This window comes from Pararhizobium sp. (assembly GCF_035497515.1).
Taxonomy (GTDB): Bacteria; Pseudomonadota; Alphaproteobacteria; order Rhizobiales; family Rhizobiaceae; genus Pararhizobium.
Genome location: NZ_DATJDJ010000024.1, coordinates 13,992 through 29,513, shown reverse-complemented (window position 1 = coordinate 29,513; position 15,522 = coordinate 13,992). Strand labels below are relative to the sequence as shown.

Genomic DNA, 15,522 nt, shown 5'->3' with positions numbered 1-15,522 from the left:
CCTATGATTTCGCTTCGCGCAGGAAGCTGGCAAAGACGGAGCGTGATGGCCAGCTGAGGGGGCCGGTCCTGCAGACATCAGCGGCATTTCGCTGGGTACAGAACTGGTTGAACGCCCTGATCGTGCCGGCGGTCAAAACACCGTTGAGCTTGCCGGTGTACACCCCGATATTCTGGAGTTCACTCTGAACGATATAAACATAGACGTTCGGATTTGCGCTCGCCAGCCGGCTGGTGAGATTTGCCCGATCGTTCGCAGGCAGGCTTCTGATCTTGTCGAGGATTTCCGAATATTTCCCAACGGAATAGGCGGAAGCGCCCTCGATAAGCAGTTCCTCGCTCGCACGCTGCGCCTCGGGCAACTGATCCTTCAGTCTTGTAAGCGTTGCCTTGGCGCGAGCCAGGCTCTTTTCGACATCCTTGCCACGGCCGGAGGCGTAAAGCAGAATGAGGGTCGAGGCCGCATTTGCATCCCCCTCGCCGCTTGCCTTCGTCAGGACAGCGACGGCCTTGCCCGGATTTTTCGCGACCCCGGTACCGTTGAGGAGAGCGTTTGCAAGCACCGAGGACATGTTCGGTGCATTTTCAGCCTGACCTTTCGCAACAAGCTGAAGCGCCTGCCGCTGCTGGGCAGCCGTGCCGGACATCAGCGCGCTTGCGGCACTGGCGAGCGCATTCTCACGGCCGAGGCTATAGGCCTGCTGGTAGAGATCGACGGCCTTGGTGATGTCCTTCGGAACGATCTTGCCGTCGCGATAGATATTGGCGAGCGCGACGAGGCTGGCGACATCCCCGGTCTGCGCCGCCTGCTCGTAATAGCCGACGGCCCTGGCCGGATCGAGACCGACCTCGGCACCCTTCATATACAGGTTCGCAAGTGACGCGTTTGCCCAGGTGGCGCCCGATGACAGCACCTCGTCATAAAGAGCCAGCGCCTTTGGCATATCGCGGGGAACGGCAACGCCATCGGCATAGAGATTGGCCATGCCGACCTTGGCACCGGGATCACCGGCCTTCACCCCCTGCTCCAGATAACCGAACGCCTTCGACACATCGAGCCCGAAGGCAGCCCCCTGGCGATAGAGATCGCCGAGCTTCGTCGCTGCCTCCGTGCGCCCCTTGCCCAGAGCCTGCTGGTAGAGATCGACGGCCCTGGTGATGTCCCTCGGAACGATCTTGCCGTCACGATAGATATTCCCAAGCGCCACCAGGCTGCCGATATCACCGGCCTGCACCGCCTGCTCGTAGTAACCGACGGCCTTGGCAGGATCGAGCCCGAGTTCGGCGCCCTTCATATAGAGGGCCGCAAGCGACGATGCCGCCCAGGTGCCGCCGGAGGCGAGAACCTCGTCGTAGAGAGCCAGTGCTTTCGGAATATCGCGAGGCACCAGCGTGCCGTCCGCATAGAGATTGGCCATGCCCACCTTGGCGCCGGGATCGCCGGCCTGGATCGCCTGTTCGTAGTAGCCAAGCGCCTTCGAGGCATCGAGCCCGAGGGTCTCGCCCTGGCGATAGAGATCGCCGAGCTTGGTGGCGGCATCGATCCGCCCCTTGTCCAGCGCCTGCTGATAGAGATCGACGGCCTTGGCGATGTCCTTCGGAACGATCTTGCCGTCGCGGTAAATATCTCCAAGGAGGAGCAAGGCGGGCGGCTCACCTTTGTCCGCCATCGCTTCGACGCCCTCGATGGCACGATCCAGCTCTTCACCCGGCTTGCCGGCCTTGATCGTCGACTTCCATTGCTCCAGTGTTTGCTGTTGCGGCACGCCCGTGGCGTCCTGGGCGAATAAAGGCCCGACGGCAACGGAGGTCACCCCCAAAACGCAGCCAAGAAAAATCGCTTTATGATTCAACATGACAATAAAATCCTAAACCAGAGAAAAGAAACATCAATTTTGGCCCGGAAAAGAGCCCTCAAACATAAACGTTAGGTGATCATCAAAACGCGTTCACCACGCCACCTGCTCATCTGAAATCGTGACCAATAAGACGCTGGCCTTAACCATATCATCTCGCAACTGCGAAAGGCTCTATGAAATCTTGTTTAATTATGTGAAAACAATTTCGTGTAATCAAGCCCAAAAAAGACCATTGCGGGGGCGCTGTATGGTGGGTTTCAAGTTCTCTCCTGTTATTATAATGTCGGCGTAAAGCAGGAAAACGGGCGCGAGACTGCGCTGCTGATTTTTCCAAAAACTCTTAATGTCTTGTTTTAATATAATTTCTTAATTCTGGGCGGATGTCTTTTTAATCGTCTCACGACACTCTGCCAAACGTGGGAAAAACTGAATGAAAGTAGCAATCTTCGGCCTGGGTTATGTCGGCTTTACCGCCATGTGCTGCATTGCAAAAGAAGGCCATGATGTCATTGGCTTCGATGTCAGCGAGAAAAAAGTAAACCAAATCAATCAGGGTATTGCACCGATCACCGAGCCTGGCGTCGATGAGCTGCTGCGCGAAGGCCTCCAAGCAGGGCGGATCAGCGCGCATACAGAGATCAGGAATCACATCGAGGATTGCGACATGGCGATCGTCTGCGTGGGAACGCCGAGCGCGCCCGATGGCTCGCACAACATGTCCTATATCGCCGAAGTCACGCGCCAGATCGCTGCCGCCGTCAACCGCGACCGCACATCGCCGCTCACCGTCGTCTATCGCTCGACCATCCGTCCGGGCACGGTCGAAGGCCTGATCTCGCCGATCTTCGCCTCCGAACTCGGCGACACCTTCGAGCGCAGCATCGAACTCGTCTACAATCCGGAATTCCTGCGCGAATCCTCGGCCATCAAGGACTATTTCGACCCGCCGAAGATCGTCATCGGCACCGTCGATGGCCAGCCGAACGCGCGCATGGACATCCTCAACCAGAACATTTCCGCGCCGACTTTCTACGTGCGCCTCGGCGAATCCGAGATCACCAAATTCGTCGACAACACCTGGCATGCGGTCAAGGTCGCCTATGCCAACGAGATCGGCCGCGTCTGCCTGCAGCTGGGCTTGAGCGCCAGCAAGGTGCACGAGATTTTCGTGTCCGACACGAAGCTCAACATCTCGCCTTACTACACACGCCCCGGCGGTGCCTTCGGCGGCTCCTGCCTGCCGAAGGACGTCCGCGCCATGCAGTATATCGCCGCCGATTGCGGCGCTCACACCCATCTGGTGGATTCCCTGCTGCGCTCCAACGAGGCGCATAAGTACCGCCTCTTCCAGCACGTGACCCAGGACCTGGCGCCGGGCTCGACGGTTCTGCTGGTCGGACTGGCCTTCAAGGCCGATACCGACGACCTGCGCGAAAGTCCGAATATCGATCTTGCCCGCGGCCTCCTGCGCGAGGGCTACAAGCTGTCGATCTTCGATCCGGCGATCAATGCCACCAAGTTGGTCGGCGCCAATCTCGGTTATGCCTATACCCAGATCCCGACGCTGTCGCAGTTGCTGGTACCGAAGGAAACGGCCGAGGCAGCCGCTTACGACCGGGTCATCGTGACCAACCACACCTACAAGAGGCTCAATCTCGAAAAGAATGGCGATATCGTCAATCTGAACGCCCTTTCCTGAGACGATGACCATGGATCACGTGCTTCAAAACAATGAAATCAATGCCGGTGCCCGCGATGCCGTCATTTCAGGGCAGCTTGCCGGACGAAAAGTACTGATCATCGTCGAGAACCTGCCCGTTCCCTTCGACCGGCGCGTCTGGCAGGAAGCGAGAACGCTGAAGTCCGCGGGGGCGGAAGTGGCGATCATCTGCCCGACCGGCAAAGGCTACACGGAGCGCTACGAACTTCTCGACGGCATCCACATCTATCGGCATCCGCTGCCGCTGGACGCCGGCGGTGCGCTTGGCTACCTGCTGGAATATGGCGCTGCCCTATTCTGGGAAACCGTGCTCTCGTGGAAGATCCTGTTCCGCCACGGTTTCGACACCCTGCACGGCTGCAATCCGCCGGACCTGATCTTCCTCATCGCCTGGCAGTTCAAGCTCCTCGGCAAGCGCTACATCTTCGATCACCACGACATCAACCCGGAACTCTATGAGGCCAAGTTCAACAAGCGCGGCTTCTTCTGGCGGCTGATGTGCCTCTTCGAATGGCTGACCTTCAAGACCGCCGATACGGTGATCTCGACGAACGAGAGCTACAAGAAGATCGCCATCGAGCGCGGCGGCAAGAATCCGAAGGATATCTTCGTCGTTCGCAGCGGACCGGACCTGACGCGCGTCAAGGCCGTTCCTGCCAATCCGGCCCTGAAGAACGGCCGCGACTTCCTCGTCGGTTATGTCGGCGTCATGGGCGAGCAGGAAGGCATCGACCTGCTGCTCGAAGCGGCGCGTCACCTAGTCCACGAGCATGGCCGTAAGGATATCCAGTTCGCGCTGGTCGGCGGCGGCCCGAGCCTGGCCGCACTGCAAGCCATGTCTGAAAAGATGGGTCTCAAGGATTATGTCACCTTCACCGGCCGCGCGCCGGACCAGACCCTGTTCGAGGTCTTGTCGACATCGGATGTCTGCGTCAATCCGGACCGCGTCAATCCGATGAACGACAAGTCGACGATGAACAAGATTCTCGAATACATGGCGGTCGCCAAACCGATCGTCCAGTTCGACGTCACCGAAGGCCGCTTCAGCGCCCAGGAAGCCTCACTCTACGCCAAGGCCAACGATCCCGTCGACTTCGCCGACAAGATCGCCGAGCTTTTGGCCGATCCCGAGCGTTGCGCGGGAATGGGTGCATTTGGCCGAAACCGCGTGGAAACGCAGATGGCGTGGAGCTACGAGGTTCCGAAACTGATCGCGGCATACAAGACGTCGGCAAAGACACGTGATTAAAAGCACGCTGATCTATCTGCCAGCGTATATTCTACCGAGAATGGCGGCCCTTGTGGTCATCCTTTTCGGAACAAGGCTCCTGACCCCGAGCGAATTCGGATATTTTTCGCTGACGATTCTCATTGGCGAATTTGCCGACACGGTGCTGACGAACTGGGCCCGCATCGGGATCGCACGCTTCGGTGTGCAATCCGGCGGAATTTCCCGGCCTTTCGTCATCCGCATGGCCTGGCTGATGTCCGGCACGACGATTGTCGCGCTCGCGGCATCGGTTGCCATCAGTTGGGGTCTGGCCCCGGAACGGGCCTGGGAAGTCGGGCTCGCCGTCTGCTGCTATGTGGCATCCGCCGCATTCCTGAGGTTCGGCATCCGGCTCAACCAGATCGCCGAACGCACCAAGACCGCGTCGTCGCTGGAAGCGCTGCGGGCGGCGATCTATCTCGCCCTGACCCTGGGCGTCATGACCCTGAGACCCGACAGTTTCCTGGACGCCTCGCTGGCGGGCTGTATCGCGGGCGTCGTGGTGGGCATCATCGCCTGCCGGCAAGGTATCGCCCATACGCGAGCCGACCTGCCAGATACGGTCGACTGGAAAGTCGTGATTGCCTTCTCCTGGCCACTGGTCACGTTGACCCTCCTGGGACAGTTGGTCAGCAGTCTCGACAAGGCAACCCTCAAGGCCGTCCATGATGCCGCAATGCTCGGCATTTATACTGCGGCTTTCACGGTCGGACGCGCGGCATTTGACGTTGTCGGTGCCTCGTTCAATACCGGCGCTTTTGTCAAGCTCTCGGCGCTGTTCAACGAAGGCAAGACGGAAAAGGCGCAGAACCTTCTTTCCCAACAACTTGCCCTTATCCTGTCCGTCTTTTTGCCCGGGGCAGCCGTGCTTGTCGCAAGCGTGGAACTCATCGCGACCGTCCTGTTCAAGCCTGACTTCCTGCCGACATTTCTGACGGTCACGCCGCTTGTCGTCGTCGGAGCAATGGCAATCAACATCAAGTTCTTTGTCTACGACAATATCTATCACATGTTCCTGAGGAACATCCGGCAGATCCCTACCCTGGTGGTCGGCTCAGCGGTATCGATTGTCGTCGGTTTTCTGGTCGTACCGGTTTTTCCGGATTACGGTGCGGCCTTGATGTTTGCCTCGGGCAGTCTTGCATCGCTCGCGATGAGCATCCTGTTGTCCTACCAACTGATGCGCGTGCCGCTGCACGTCGCAAGCATTCTCACGTCAATGCTTTTGGCAATCCTCGCCTTTGCCGTGATCTGGTTCCTCAAGGTACATATATTGTACAGCGCTCCGGCCTTGGCTGCCCTGATCTGCCTCTGCATGGTGGGCGTCGCCTTCGTCGGCACGTCCCTTTTCCTTTGCCATCGCAGCATCAAACGCATCGATGCCGAACGGACTGTCGGCCCCCGCCGCCGTTATGCGTTTCTCGCCAACAGCATGAAGCATGGCGGTATCGAGCGTGTTGTCCTGGCGCTTTGCAACGGCATGCAGGAGCGCGACGTCGACATCACGCTGATCCTGCGAATGAAGACGGGGCAGTATGTCGAGGATCTCCATCCCCGGCTGAAAGTCATCGAACTGGGTCACGCTTCCATGGCGCATGGTTTTCCCAAGCTCGTGTGGTTGTTGCTGCGCGAGCGGTTCGACGTCGTTGTCTGCGGCGGCGACCAGCAGGCCATCGCCGCGGCGGTGATCAATCTCATCCCTTTCCAGCGGACCCGGTATGTGATCACCGAACACAATGATCCGATCCTGACGGACAAGGCAACGAAGACGATCAAGACGAAAATCGCGCGGCTGTTCCGGTCATGGCTGTTTCCACGGGTGGCGCATATCATCACGGTCAGCGAGGGGCTTCGCACTCCCCTCATTCAGAGCTTTGGCTGCGATCCCGATCGCACCACGACGATCTACAATCCAATTCCCGTCGCGCAGATTCAGGAAAAGGCGGCCGCGCCCGTAGCGCATCGCTGGTTCGCGCAACACGACATACCCGTGATCCTTTCCGTCGGGCGTCTGCATATCGCCAAGGACTTCGTCGGACTGATCGAAGCCTTTGCGCTCGTTCGCCAAACCCGGGCCGCCCGGCTGCTGATCGTCGGCGATGGCCCGGAGCGGGACAGTCTCGAGAAAAAGGTAGCCGAACTGGGGCTGGGTCACGACATCGATCTGCCCGGCTTTTCCGGAAACCCATATTCCTACATGCCGAAAGCCGACATCTTCGTGCTGTCGTCACAGTGGGAGGGTTTTGCCATCGTGGTGGCGGAAGCACTGGCCTGCGGCCAAAAGGTTGTTGCAACGGATTGCCCATCCGGCCCGGCCGAAATCCTTGACGGAGGACGTTACGGTCGTCTGGTGCCGGTCGCCGATCCAATACGCATGGCCGAAGCCATCATCGAAGTCCTCAGCGAGGCTTCCGACAAGGCGATGCTGCAGGCACGGGCAGCGGAATTTTCCGTCGATATCGCGGTCGATCGTTATCTTGCCTTGATGGAGCGCATTTCGAAATGACGATGCCTTCATCCGGCCTTCCCGTTGAAGCCGTGAAGGCGACACGGAACACATTTAAAAAATATATTCAGCCGCCAAGGTAATTCAGATGTCGAAAATGCCGAAGTATCCGTTGCGGAACTCGCTGATGATTGCCTGGAAATCGGAATGCTTCCGATCGACATCCACGGCCATGCTTTTCGGAGCGAAGCTTTTCCTGATCGGCTCCAACAAACGGCGCGGAAAGGTTGCCCTGGGCCTGTATTATCTGTCACGGATGATCGAAACGCTCCGCATATTGATGCGCGAGCGACCTTCCTCCGTCGTCTGCCTGAACCAGCCGCCGATGCTGCCGATGATGTGCTGGCTGTACGGCTGCTTTACCGGAGCCGTGGTCATCATGGACTTCCATTCGGGGGCGATTTCCAAATCCCAATGGAAGATTTTCCTGCCGCTCATCAGGCAGATCGCGCGCAGGTCGCCTTTTACCATCTGCCACAATCGCATCGACGGCAAAGTTGTTGCGTCCTGGGATGCACGGGTCGTTCATATCCTGTCAATTCCGCGCGATGGGTTGGATAGCGTCAGCTACAAGCTCCGAGACGGGCGCCCCCTCTTCCTGTTTTCCTGCTCTTTCGCGGAGGACGAACCGGTCGAGGTCGCGCTGGAGGCGATGAAAGCCTGCCCGGAATTCGATTTTGTGATTTCAGGCAACTATCGCAAGCGTCAGCTCGATCCCGCATCCCAGCCCGCGCACATCAAGCTCGCCGGCTTCATGGATTTCAGCGACTACCTCGCCACCATGGCACAGTCGATTGCGGTCATCTCCTTGTCGACGCGGCCGCACATCATGCAGATGGCGGTGGAGGAGGCTCTTTCCGCCGGTATCCCGGTCGTCACAAACATATCGCCGACATTGAGTGAAGTGCTCGGCGAAGGCGGCGTGTTCAGCGAGTTGAACGCACCATCCCTGGCTGTCGCCTTTCGCGACGTTGCCCGGCAATACGATCGTCACATCAAGGGCATTTTGGAGGCCAAGGAGGCCGTCTACGGAAAGATCGCCAAGGAAATCCAGCACGCCAGACAAATTCAGCCAGCGATTTTCGAGTGATTTATGGATTATTTGTGGATCATCAACCGTTTAAGAGCCATGAGTCCCGCCGAGATCGTTCACCGGTCAATCGAGAAAACAAAAAAAATCACGGCAAAAGGTAAGTTCGAAGGCTGGGATCGATACAGGTCTTCTAGCCACGCCGAACCGCTGCCGGGTTTAAAGGACCGATTGCGAAGCGGCTCGCTGGAGTTGCACGAAGCCGTGAAGGATGCCAGCCGGTCCATTCTGTCCGGGACATTCGTCACGCTTGGCGTCAAGTGGCCGCCGCGCCAGCCGGCTGACCTTTTTCCGACGGGCATCTGGCGCCTGGACCCCGTCACCGGCAAGCTCTGGCCGGGCGCCGACACCTATTGCTTCGACATTCCCTATCGCCATGAGAAACAGCTCGGTGACGTTAAATATGTCTGGGAGTTCAACAGGCTGCAATTCCTGCAGCCGCTGGCGGCCGATGTCGCGCTGACCGGCAATCCGAAAGCACTCACAGCCATAGAAACAGCCATAGAGAGCTGGGCGAAGGCCAATCCTCCCTTCCGCGGCGTGCAATGGGCGGAAATTCTCAATGTCGCCATGCGGGCCATCAGTCTGCTCATCGTTTCCAGCTTCTGTGTAGGGCATCTTTCGCCGGAAACCGACAAACGGATTTCCATGATGTTGCGGGCGCACGCATTCTGGCTGGAGCGGTTCCCGTCGGCCTTTTCGTCCGCCAACAACCACCTCATCGCGGAAGTCGCCGCCGAATATCTGATTGCCGTCGCACTGGACCGAAAGGCCCCGTCCCATGCGCAGGAGAAGGCGTGGCGGATCCTGTGCAATGAGGTTGAAAAGCAGTTTCTTCCGGATGGGATGAACGCCGAGCAATCACCGACCTATGGCGCATTTTCCGCCGAATTCGCCCTTCTCGCGATTGTCGTGGCCGAGGCGACAGGACGCATCGTGCCCGAAGGCATGCGGTCGAGGCTGACGCGTTTTGCCGATTATGTCTTTTGCCTCGCGGACGGCCAAGGTCGTGTTCCCAGTATCGGCGACAACGACGAGGGACGTGTCCTGACTTTGTGCCGGTATGAGGAACGTTATCCGGCATCCGTCGCAACGGCGATTGCCGGCGTTACCGGTGCCGACATAGCCGGCGTGTTTCATCCGTACCCGACGCTCCGTGATATCCTGGGAACGAAGCAACCGCCTGCATCCTCCCCGACCTCCGGCAATCGCACCTTCAGTGACGGGGGCTTATCGGTCATTCGCGACACCATCGCCCAACGCTCCGTCATCATGACATTCGACCACGGTCCGCTTGGTTATCTGTCCATTGCGGCTCACGGGCATGCGGATGCACTGTCCATTTCCCTCAGCCTCGATGAACAGCCTGTGCTGGTTGATCCGGGAACCTATCTTTATCATTCCGGCGGCACGTGGAGAAACTGGTTCCGCGGCACGCGCGCTCACAACACGTTGAATATAGACGGGATCGACCAGAGCACGATTTCGGGGTCCTTTAACTGGTCCCACAAGGCCAATGCGACGCTGACCGCGCGGGATAACGGGCCGCCTTGGGCACTTTCGGGGCGCCACGATGGTTATCTCAAGCGTTTTGGCGCGATGCACGAACGGACTGTCGAAAGACAGAGCGAAACCGTACTGATCACGGATCGCCTGACCGGACGCAATGTCGAGAAAGACGTCGAAATCGCCTTTCAGTTCGCCACCGATCTGACCGTCGAGATTAACGATCGCCAGGCCATTGTCGCCCGCGGTGAGGAACAACTCCTGTCGATTGGATTCTCCCATTCCGGAGTGGTGGACGTCCGGCGCGGCGGCGATATCGGTGACGGCGGATGGGTCTCGGAAAAATTCGGAGAAAAGCTTCCCGCATGCCGGCTGACCTGGAGGGGCAAAATGCCGAGTGAGGGCGTCCGCACCAGCATGAACATCATTCAGAGCAAACAGAAGGCTGCTCCCGGCCGAAAAGAGGACGACAGATGACAAACACGGTTCAGCTGCCCGGAACGGATATGACCAGCAGCGTCATTGGCTTCGGATGCGCCTCGCTTGGCTCGCGGATTTCCAAACAGCAGGGTCTCGCGGCCCTGAATGCGGCCTTCGACAAGGGTGTCACCTGGTACGACGTGGCGCCGGCCTATGGCGCGGGTGAAGCCGAACCGATCATCGGGGAGTTCTTGCGCGGCCGCCGCGACAAGGTGCTGATCTGCTCCAAGGTCGGTGTCGTGCCGCCCGCCCGCAACGATCTCCTGAAACTGGTCTATATGCTGGCGCGCCCTGCCCTGACGGTCGCATCGGGGTTGCGCCGCAAATTCCGCAAGATGTCGGCAACCCGCAATCAGACACTCCCGCTGACGCCGGACTTTATCCGCGGGTCGATCGAGCGCTCCCTGAAGCGTCTCGGCACCGACCATCTGGATGTCTTCGCGTTGCACAAGCCCTCCATCGAGGACATGCGACGGGATGACGTGCAAAGAACGCTTGAAGACATTCTGAAGAGCGGCAAGGCCCGCTATATCTCGGTCGCCGGCGCAGTGGACGCGGCGCGCGCCGCCATCCAGCATCCGGAAATCTACCGGCTCGTCCAACTGGCCGACAATCCGACATCGAGCCCCCTGCCGCAACTGACGACGCAAGCCGGCCGGCCGCTGGCTTTCATCACACACTCCGTTCTCGGCGTGGACGGCGCCATGGATCGCCTTTTGCAAAGCCTGTCCGAGCACCCGGAGGATTTGAAGAAAATCCGTGCGGCAGGTTACGGAGGCAGCGAAAAGGAAGCCGTCGCGGCGCTGCTTGTCGATCGGGCGCTGGCCTCGAACAGGCAAGGCGTGGTCCTCGCCAGCATGTTTTCGCAAAAGCACCAGGCGAGCAATATCGCCCGTGCGGCGCGGCCGGTGAATCCGGATGCTATTCGGCTCGTCGATGAACTGGTCAAGGGAAAAATCCGTGTCGAGAGCGTCGCATGATCGTTGAAGGACTGGATGGATTGGCGGAAAGCACGCATGATGTCTGCGTGATCGGCGCGGGGCCTGTCGGCATCACGCTTGCCCTCGAGCTTGCGAGCAAGGGTAAGCGCGTCCTGGTGTTGGAATCCGGCGGCCGGACGCCTTCGCCGGCCACGCAGGAGCTTTCTCGAGCCGAGATCACCGATCCCGCCGTCCATGACGACATGCGCATAACGGTCTCGCGCCAACTGGGCGGTACCTCCAATCTGTGGGGCGCGCGCTGCCAGCCGCTGGACCCGGTCGATTTCGAGCCACGCGGCGCGCTTTTCGACGCAAGCTGGCCGATCAGGCACGCCGACATATTGCCGTATTATGAGAAGGCGTGCGCCTATGCCAATTGCGGCGCACCGGTGTTTCGCAGCCATTTCGAAAGGTTAAGCAAGGCGGATGATCGGTTTGACACGGAGCGGATGGAACGTTTCAGCCAGCGGCCCGCCTTTCAAAAGGCGCATGCCGAAGCACTTGAAAGCAACCCGCTGATTTCGATCCGGCTGAATGCCACGGTCATTGACCTCGTTCTCGGCGACCAGGACATGGTGAAATCGATCACCGTTTCAGATGCTTCCGGAAACACGGTCGATCTCGCGGCAAAGACCGTCGTACTGGCGATGGGCGGGTTGGAAACGACAAGGCTTCTTCTGGCCGTACAGCGGAAGTCGCCGGGTCTTTTCGGCGGACAGGGCGGCGTGCTCGGCCGCTACTACATGGCTCATGTCATCGGTGAAGTCGCCGACGTGACCTGGACTGACGCGGAAATCGATGCAGCCTATGACTTTCAAACCGATGCTCACGGCTCCTACGCTCGCCGGCGGCTCATTCCCAGCGATCGCGAGATCCTGGAGAAGAACCTTCCGAATGTTTCCTTCTGGCCGGTCGTGCCTCCCGTCGCGGATGCGCGGCATCGCAGTTCTATTCTCTCCATGGTCTTTCTGGCGTTTGCCTTCAAGCCGATCGGCAGCCGCCTGGTGGCGGAAGTCATCCGCCGCTATCACGCCCCCAAGGGCGTGCCGAAAATACCCCATATCCTCAACGTCTTGCGCAATCTCCCTTCCGCGATCACCTATGCGCCGTCGTTCCTGTATCATCGCTATGTCAGCAAGATGCGCATTCCGGGTTTTTTCGTCCGCAATCCCGGCTTGACCTATGGTCTTTCCTATCATGCCGAGCATTTCCCGGCTGCCGATAGCCGGGTGTGGCTGACAGACGAAAAGGACGCAGCCGGACTGCCCCGTCTTGCGATCGATCTGAAGTTTTCCCGCAAGGATGCCGAGGCATTGCTCGACGCCCATCGTCTTCTCGACCGGTGGCTGCGGGACAACAAGCTTGGAACGGTCAACTTCCGGCAGCCGGTGGAACAGACGGCGGCAGCGATCCTCGCGAGCGCCAATCACGGCACCCACCATATCGGCACCAGCCGGATGGGAAGAAACCGCGACGAAGGCGTGGTCGACGGCGATTTGAGGACGTTCGACGCCGGCAATCTCTACGTGGCGAGTTCGTCCGTGTTCCCGACGTCGGGACAGGCAAATCCGACGCTCACGGCCATCGCACTTGCCGTCCGGCTTGCCGACCATCTGGCCTCGTTAAAACTGCCCTAATCGGTTGGGGTTGCCCGAGCGCAACCTCAACCTTCGTGTTCGGTCAGTTAAAGTGATCGTTGGGCAGCGCGCCTGCCCTCACTGCTATTACTTCCGCTTCATCGCCTCGGCCAGTGCCGCCCCAAACGCCCCCTGCGCTGGCGCCTGCGGTTTCTGCTGCTGGGTACGCGCCAGGGTTTGGCGGGCCTGCTGGGCGGCCTTCGGGTCCTGTCTGGTGTCGCGGCTGCCTGACTCCGCGGCACCGTCCTTGCGCATGGTAAGGCCGATGCGCTTGCGGGGGACATCGACTTCGGTGACGCGGACCTGGACGACGTCGCCTGCCTTCACCACTTCGTGTGGATCCTTGACGAAACGGTCGGCAAGCTGGGAGACGTGGACAAGACCGTCCTGATGTACGCCGATATCGACGAAGGCGCCGAAGGCGGCGACGTTGGTGACGGTCCCTTCAAGCAACATGCCCGGCTTCAAGTCCTTGATGTCGTCGACGCCGTCGGCAAAGGTCGCGGTCTTGAAGCTCGGGCGAGGATCTCGACCGGGCTTTTCGAGTTCGGCAAAAATGTCCTTCACCGTTGGCAGACCGAAGCGCTCATCGACGAAGTCTTTCGGATCGATTTGTTTCAGGGCCGCGCTGTCGCCCATGATCGCGCGCAAATCCCGGCCGCAGGCCGCGACGATCTTCTTGGCAACACCATAGGCTTCCGGATGCACGGATGAGGCATCCAGCGGTTCCTTGCCGTCGCGAATGCGCAGGAAGCCGGCGCACTGCTCGAACGTGCGGGCGCCAAGGCGCGGCACCTTCATCAGTTCCTTGCGGCTGGTAAACGCGCCGGTCGCGTCGCGATGGGCGACAATCGCTTCCGCCGACGATTTCCCGAGACCCGAGACACGGGCGAGAAGCGGCGCCGAGGCGGTGTTGAGATCGACGCCGACGGCATTCACCGCGTCCTCGACGACGGCTTCCAGCGAACGATTAAGGCGGCCCTGGTCGACGTCGTGCTGATACTGGCCGACACCGATCGATTTCGGCTCGATCTTGACCAGTTCGGCCAACGGATCCTGCAGGCGACGGGCGATGGAGACGGCGCCGCGCAGCGAGACATCGAGACCGGGGAATTCGTCGGCTGCGGCCTGCGAGGCGGAATAGACCGAAGCGCCGGCTTCCGAGACGATGACCTTGGTCGGCTTGGGGCCAGCCGGCAGCTGGGTCAGCATGTCGGCGACAAGTCGCTCGGTTTCGCGGCTGCCGGTGCCGTTGCCGATGGCGATCAGCTCGATCTTGTGTTTGCGCACGAGACTGGCCAGTTCGGCCTGCGTGCCACGAATATCGTTCTTCGGTGGAAACGGATAGACCGTGGTGGTTTCAAGCAGCTTGCCGGTGCCATCGACCACCGCGACCTTGACGCCGGTGCGGATACCCGGGTCGAGGCCCATCGTGGCGCGCGAGCCGGCGGGCGCCGCCAGCAGCAGATCCTTCAGATTGCGGGCGAAGACATGGATCGCCTCTTCCTCGGCCCGCTCGCGCAGTTCGCGCATCAGATCGAGCGACAGTGACATGGAAAGCTTCACCCGCCAGGTCCAGCCGATGACCTCCATCAGCCATGTGTCGCCCGGCAAAGTGCCGATCGCAAAGACCGCGGCAATGGTACGCTCGACCGGCTTGACCGGCGAGGTATCGTCCTGGTCGACGACGATATCGACCGACAGGAATTCCTCGTTCCAGCCGCGCAGCATAGCCAGTGCCCGGTGTCCGGCAACGGTTGCCCATTTTTCGGAATGATCGAAATAATCCGAGAACTTGGCGCCGGCCTCCTGCTTGCCGTCCACGACCCTGGAGCGCAGGAACGCCACTTGCCGCATATAGGCGCGCAGCCGGCCGAGCAGGTCGGCATTTTCGCTGATGCCTTCGGCGATGATATCGCGGGCACCGTCGAGCGCGGTCTTCACATCCGGCACATCGGCAGTGATGAAGGCCGGCGCGCGGTCGGCGGGCGCCATGCGGCGGTCGGCAAGGATGGCCTCGGCCAGCGCGCCAAGACCACGCTCGCGGGCGATTTCCGCCTTGGTGCGACGCTTGGGCTTGTAGGGCAGGTAAATATCTTCAAGTTCCGCCTTGGTGGTGACGGCGGCAATCTTCGTCTCCAGCTCGGCCGTCAGCTTGTCCTGGCCACGGATCGAATCGAGGATGGAGGCCCGGCGTGCTTCCAGTTCGCGCAGATAGACCAGCCGTTCCGACAGATTGCGCAGCTGCGTGTCATCCAGCCCGCCGGTCACTTCCTTGCGGTAGCGTGCGATGAAGGGAACGGTCGCGCCCTCATCCAGAAGCTCGATGGCCGCGATGGCCTGGGCCGGCGTGGCCTTGATTTCCTGGGCAATGAGAACGGCGATGGATTTTGATGGCAAGGACATGGCATTCCGTGTTGCTGTGATTTGGCAGGGACCATAGATGCACATGCCTTAAAGGCCAAGTGACGGCGC

9 protein-coding genes are annotated in these 15,522 nt (G+C 60.0%); 7 read left to right on the top strand and 2 right to left on the bottom strand.

The genetic code is table 11. The features are described 5' to 3' along the window. Window position 1 precedes the first annotated feature (1 nt). A complete protein-coding gene (locus VL202_RS02020; protein WP_325462521.1) occupies window positions 2-1,855 on the bottom strand; it encodes a tetratricopeptide repeat protein in 1,854 nt (617 codons plus the stop codon). Window positions 1,856-2,288: 433 nt separating this feature from the next. On the opposite strand from VL202_RS02020, the gene VL202_RS02015 reads away from it, so the two are divergent. From VL202_RS02015 to VL202_RS01985, 7 genes are all read left to right on the top strand, one after another. Further along, window positions 2,289-3,557, top strand: a complete 1,269-nt coding sequence (locus VL202_RS02015) for a nucleotide sugar dehydrogenase (protein ID WP_325462520.1) — start codon at window positions 2,289-2,291, stop codon at window positions 3,555-3,557. A 10-nt stretch (window positions 3,558-3,567) separates the two neighbouring features. Beyond that, complete coding sequence (locus VL202_RS02010) at window positions 3,568-4,827, top strand: glycosyltransferase family 4 protein (protein ID WP_325462519.1); 1,260 nt, start codon at window positions 3,568-3,570, stop codon at window positions 4,825-4,827. Then, complete coding sequence (locus VL202_RS02005; RefSeq protein ID WP_325462518.1) at window positions 4,820-7,354, top strand: glycosyltransferase; 2,535 nt, start codon at window positions 4,820-4,822, stop codon at window positions 7,352-7,354. The genes VL202_RS02010 and VL202_RS02005 overlap by 8 nt, the downstream gene beginning before the upstream one ends. 88 nt (window positions 7,355-7,442) lie before the next feature. After that, the gene (locus tag VL202_RS02000) at window positions 7,443-8,444 is read left to right on the top strand and encodes a glycosyltransferase (RefSeq protein WP_325462517.1); all 1,002 of its coding nucleotides are present in this window, start codon (window positions 7,443-7,445) and stop codon (window positions 8,442-8,444) included. A gap of 3 nt (window positions 8,445-8,447) precedes the next feature. Beyond that, a complete protein-coding gene (locus VL202_RS01995; RefSeq protein ID WP_325462516.1) occupies window positions 8,448-10,427 on the top strand; it encodes an alginate lyase family protein in 1,980 nt (659 codons plus the stop codon). Beyond that, window positions 10,424-11,410 (top strand): aldo/keto reductase, encoded by a 987-nt coding sequence (locus VL202_RS01990; RefSeq protein WP_325462515.1) that lies wholly within the window; start codon window positions 10,424-10,426, stop codon window positions 11,408-11,410. Before VL202_RS01995 ends, VL202_RS01990 begins: the two co-directional genes overlap by 4 nt. Then, window positions 11,407-13,047, top strand: a complete 1,641-nt coding sequence (locus VL202_RS01985; RefSeq protein ID WP_325462514.1) for a GMC family oxidoreductase — start codon at window positions 11,407-11,409, stop codon at window positions 13,045-13,047. Before VL202_RS01990 ends, VL202_RS01985 begins: the two co-directional genes overlap by 4 nt. A gap of 87 nt (window positions 13,048-13,134) precedes the next feature. Here VL202_RS01985 and VL202_RS01980 read toward each other — a convergent pair whose 3' ends face one another. After that, window positions 13,135-15,453: a Tex family protein gene (locus VL202_RS01980; RefSeq protein WP_325462513.1), complete on the bottom strand. Its 2,319-nt coding sequence runs from the start codon at window positions 15,451-15,453 to the stop codon at window positions 13,135-13,137. Window positions 15,454-15,522: the final 69 nt, after the last annotated feature.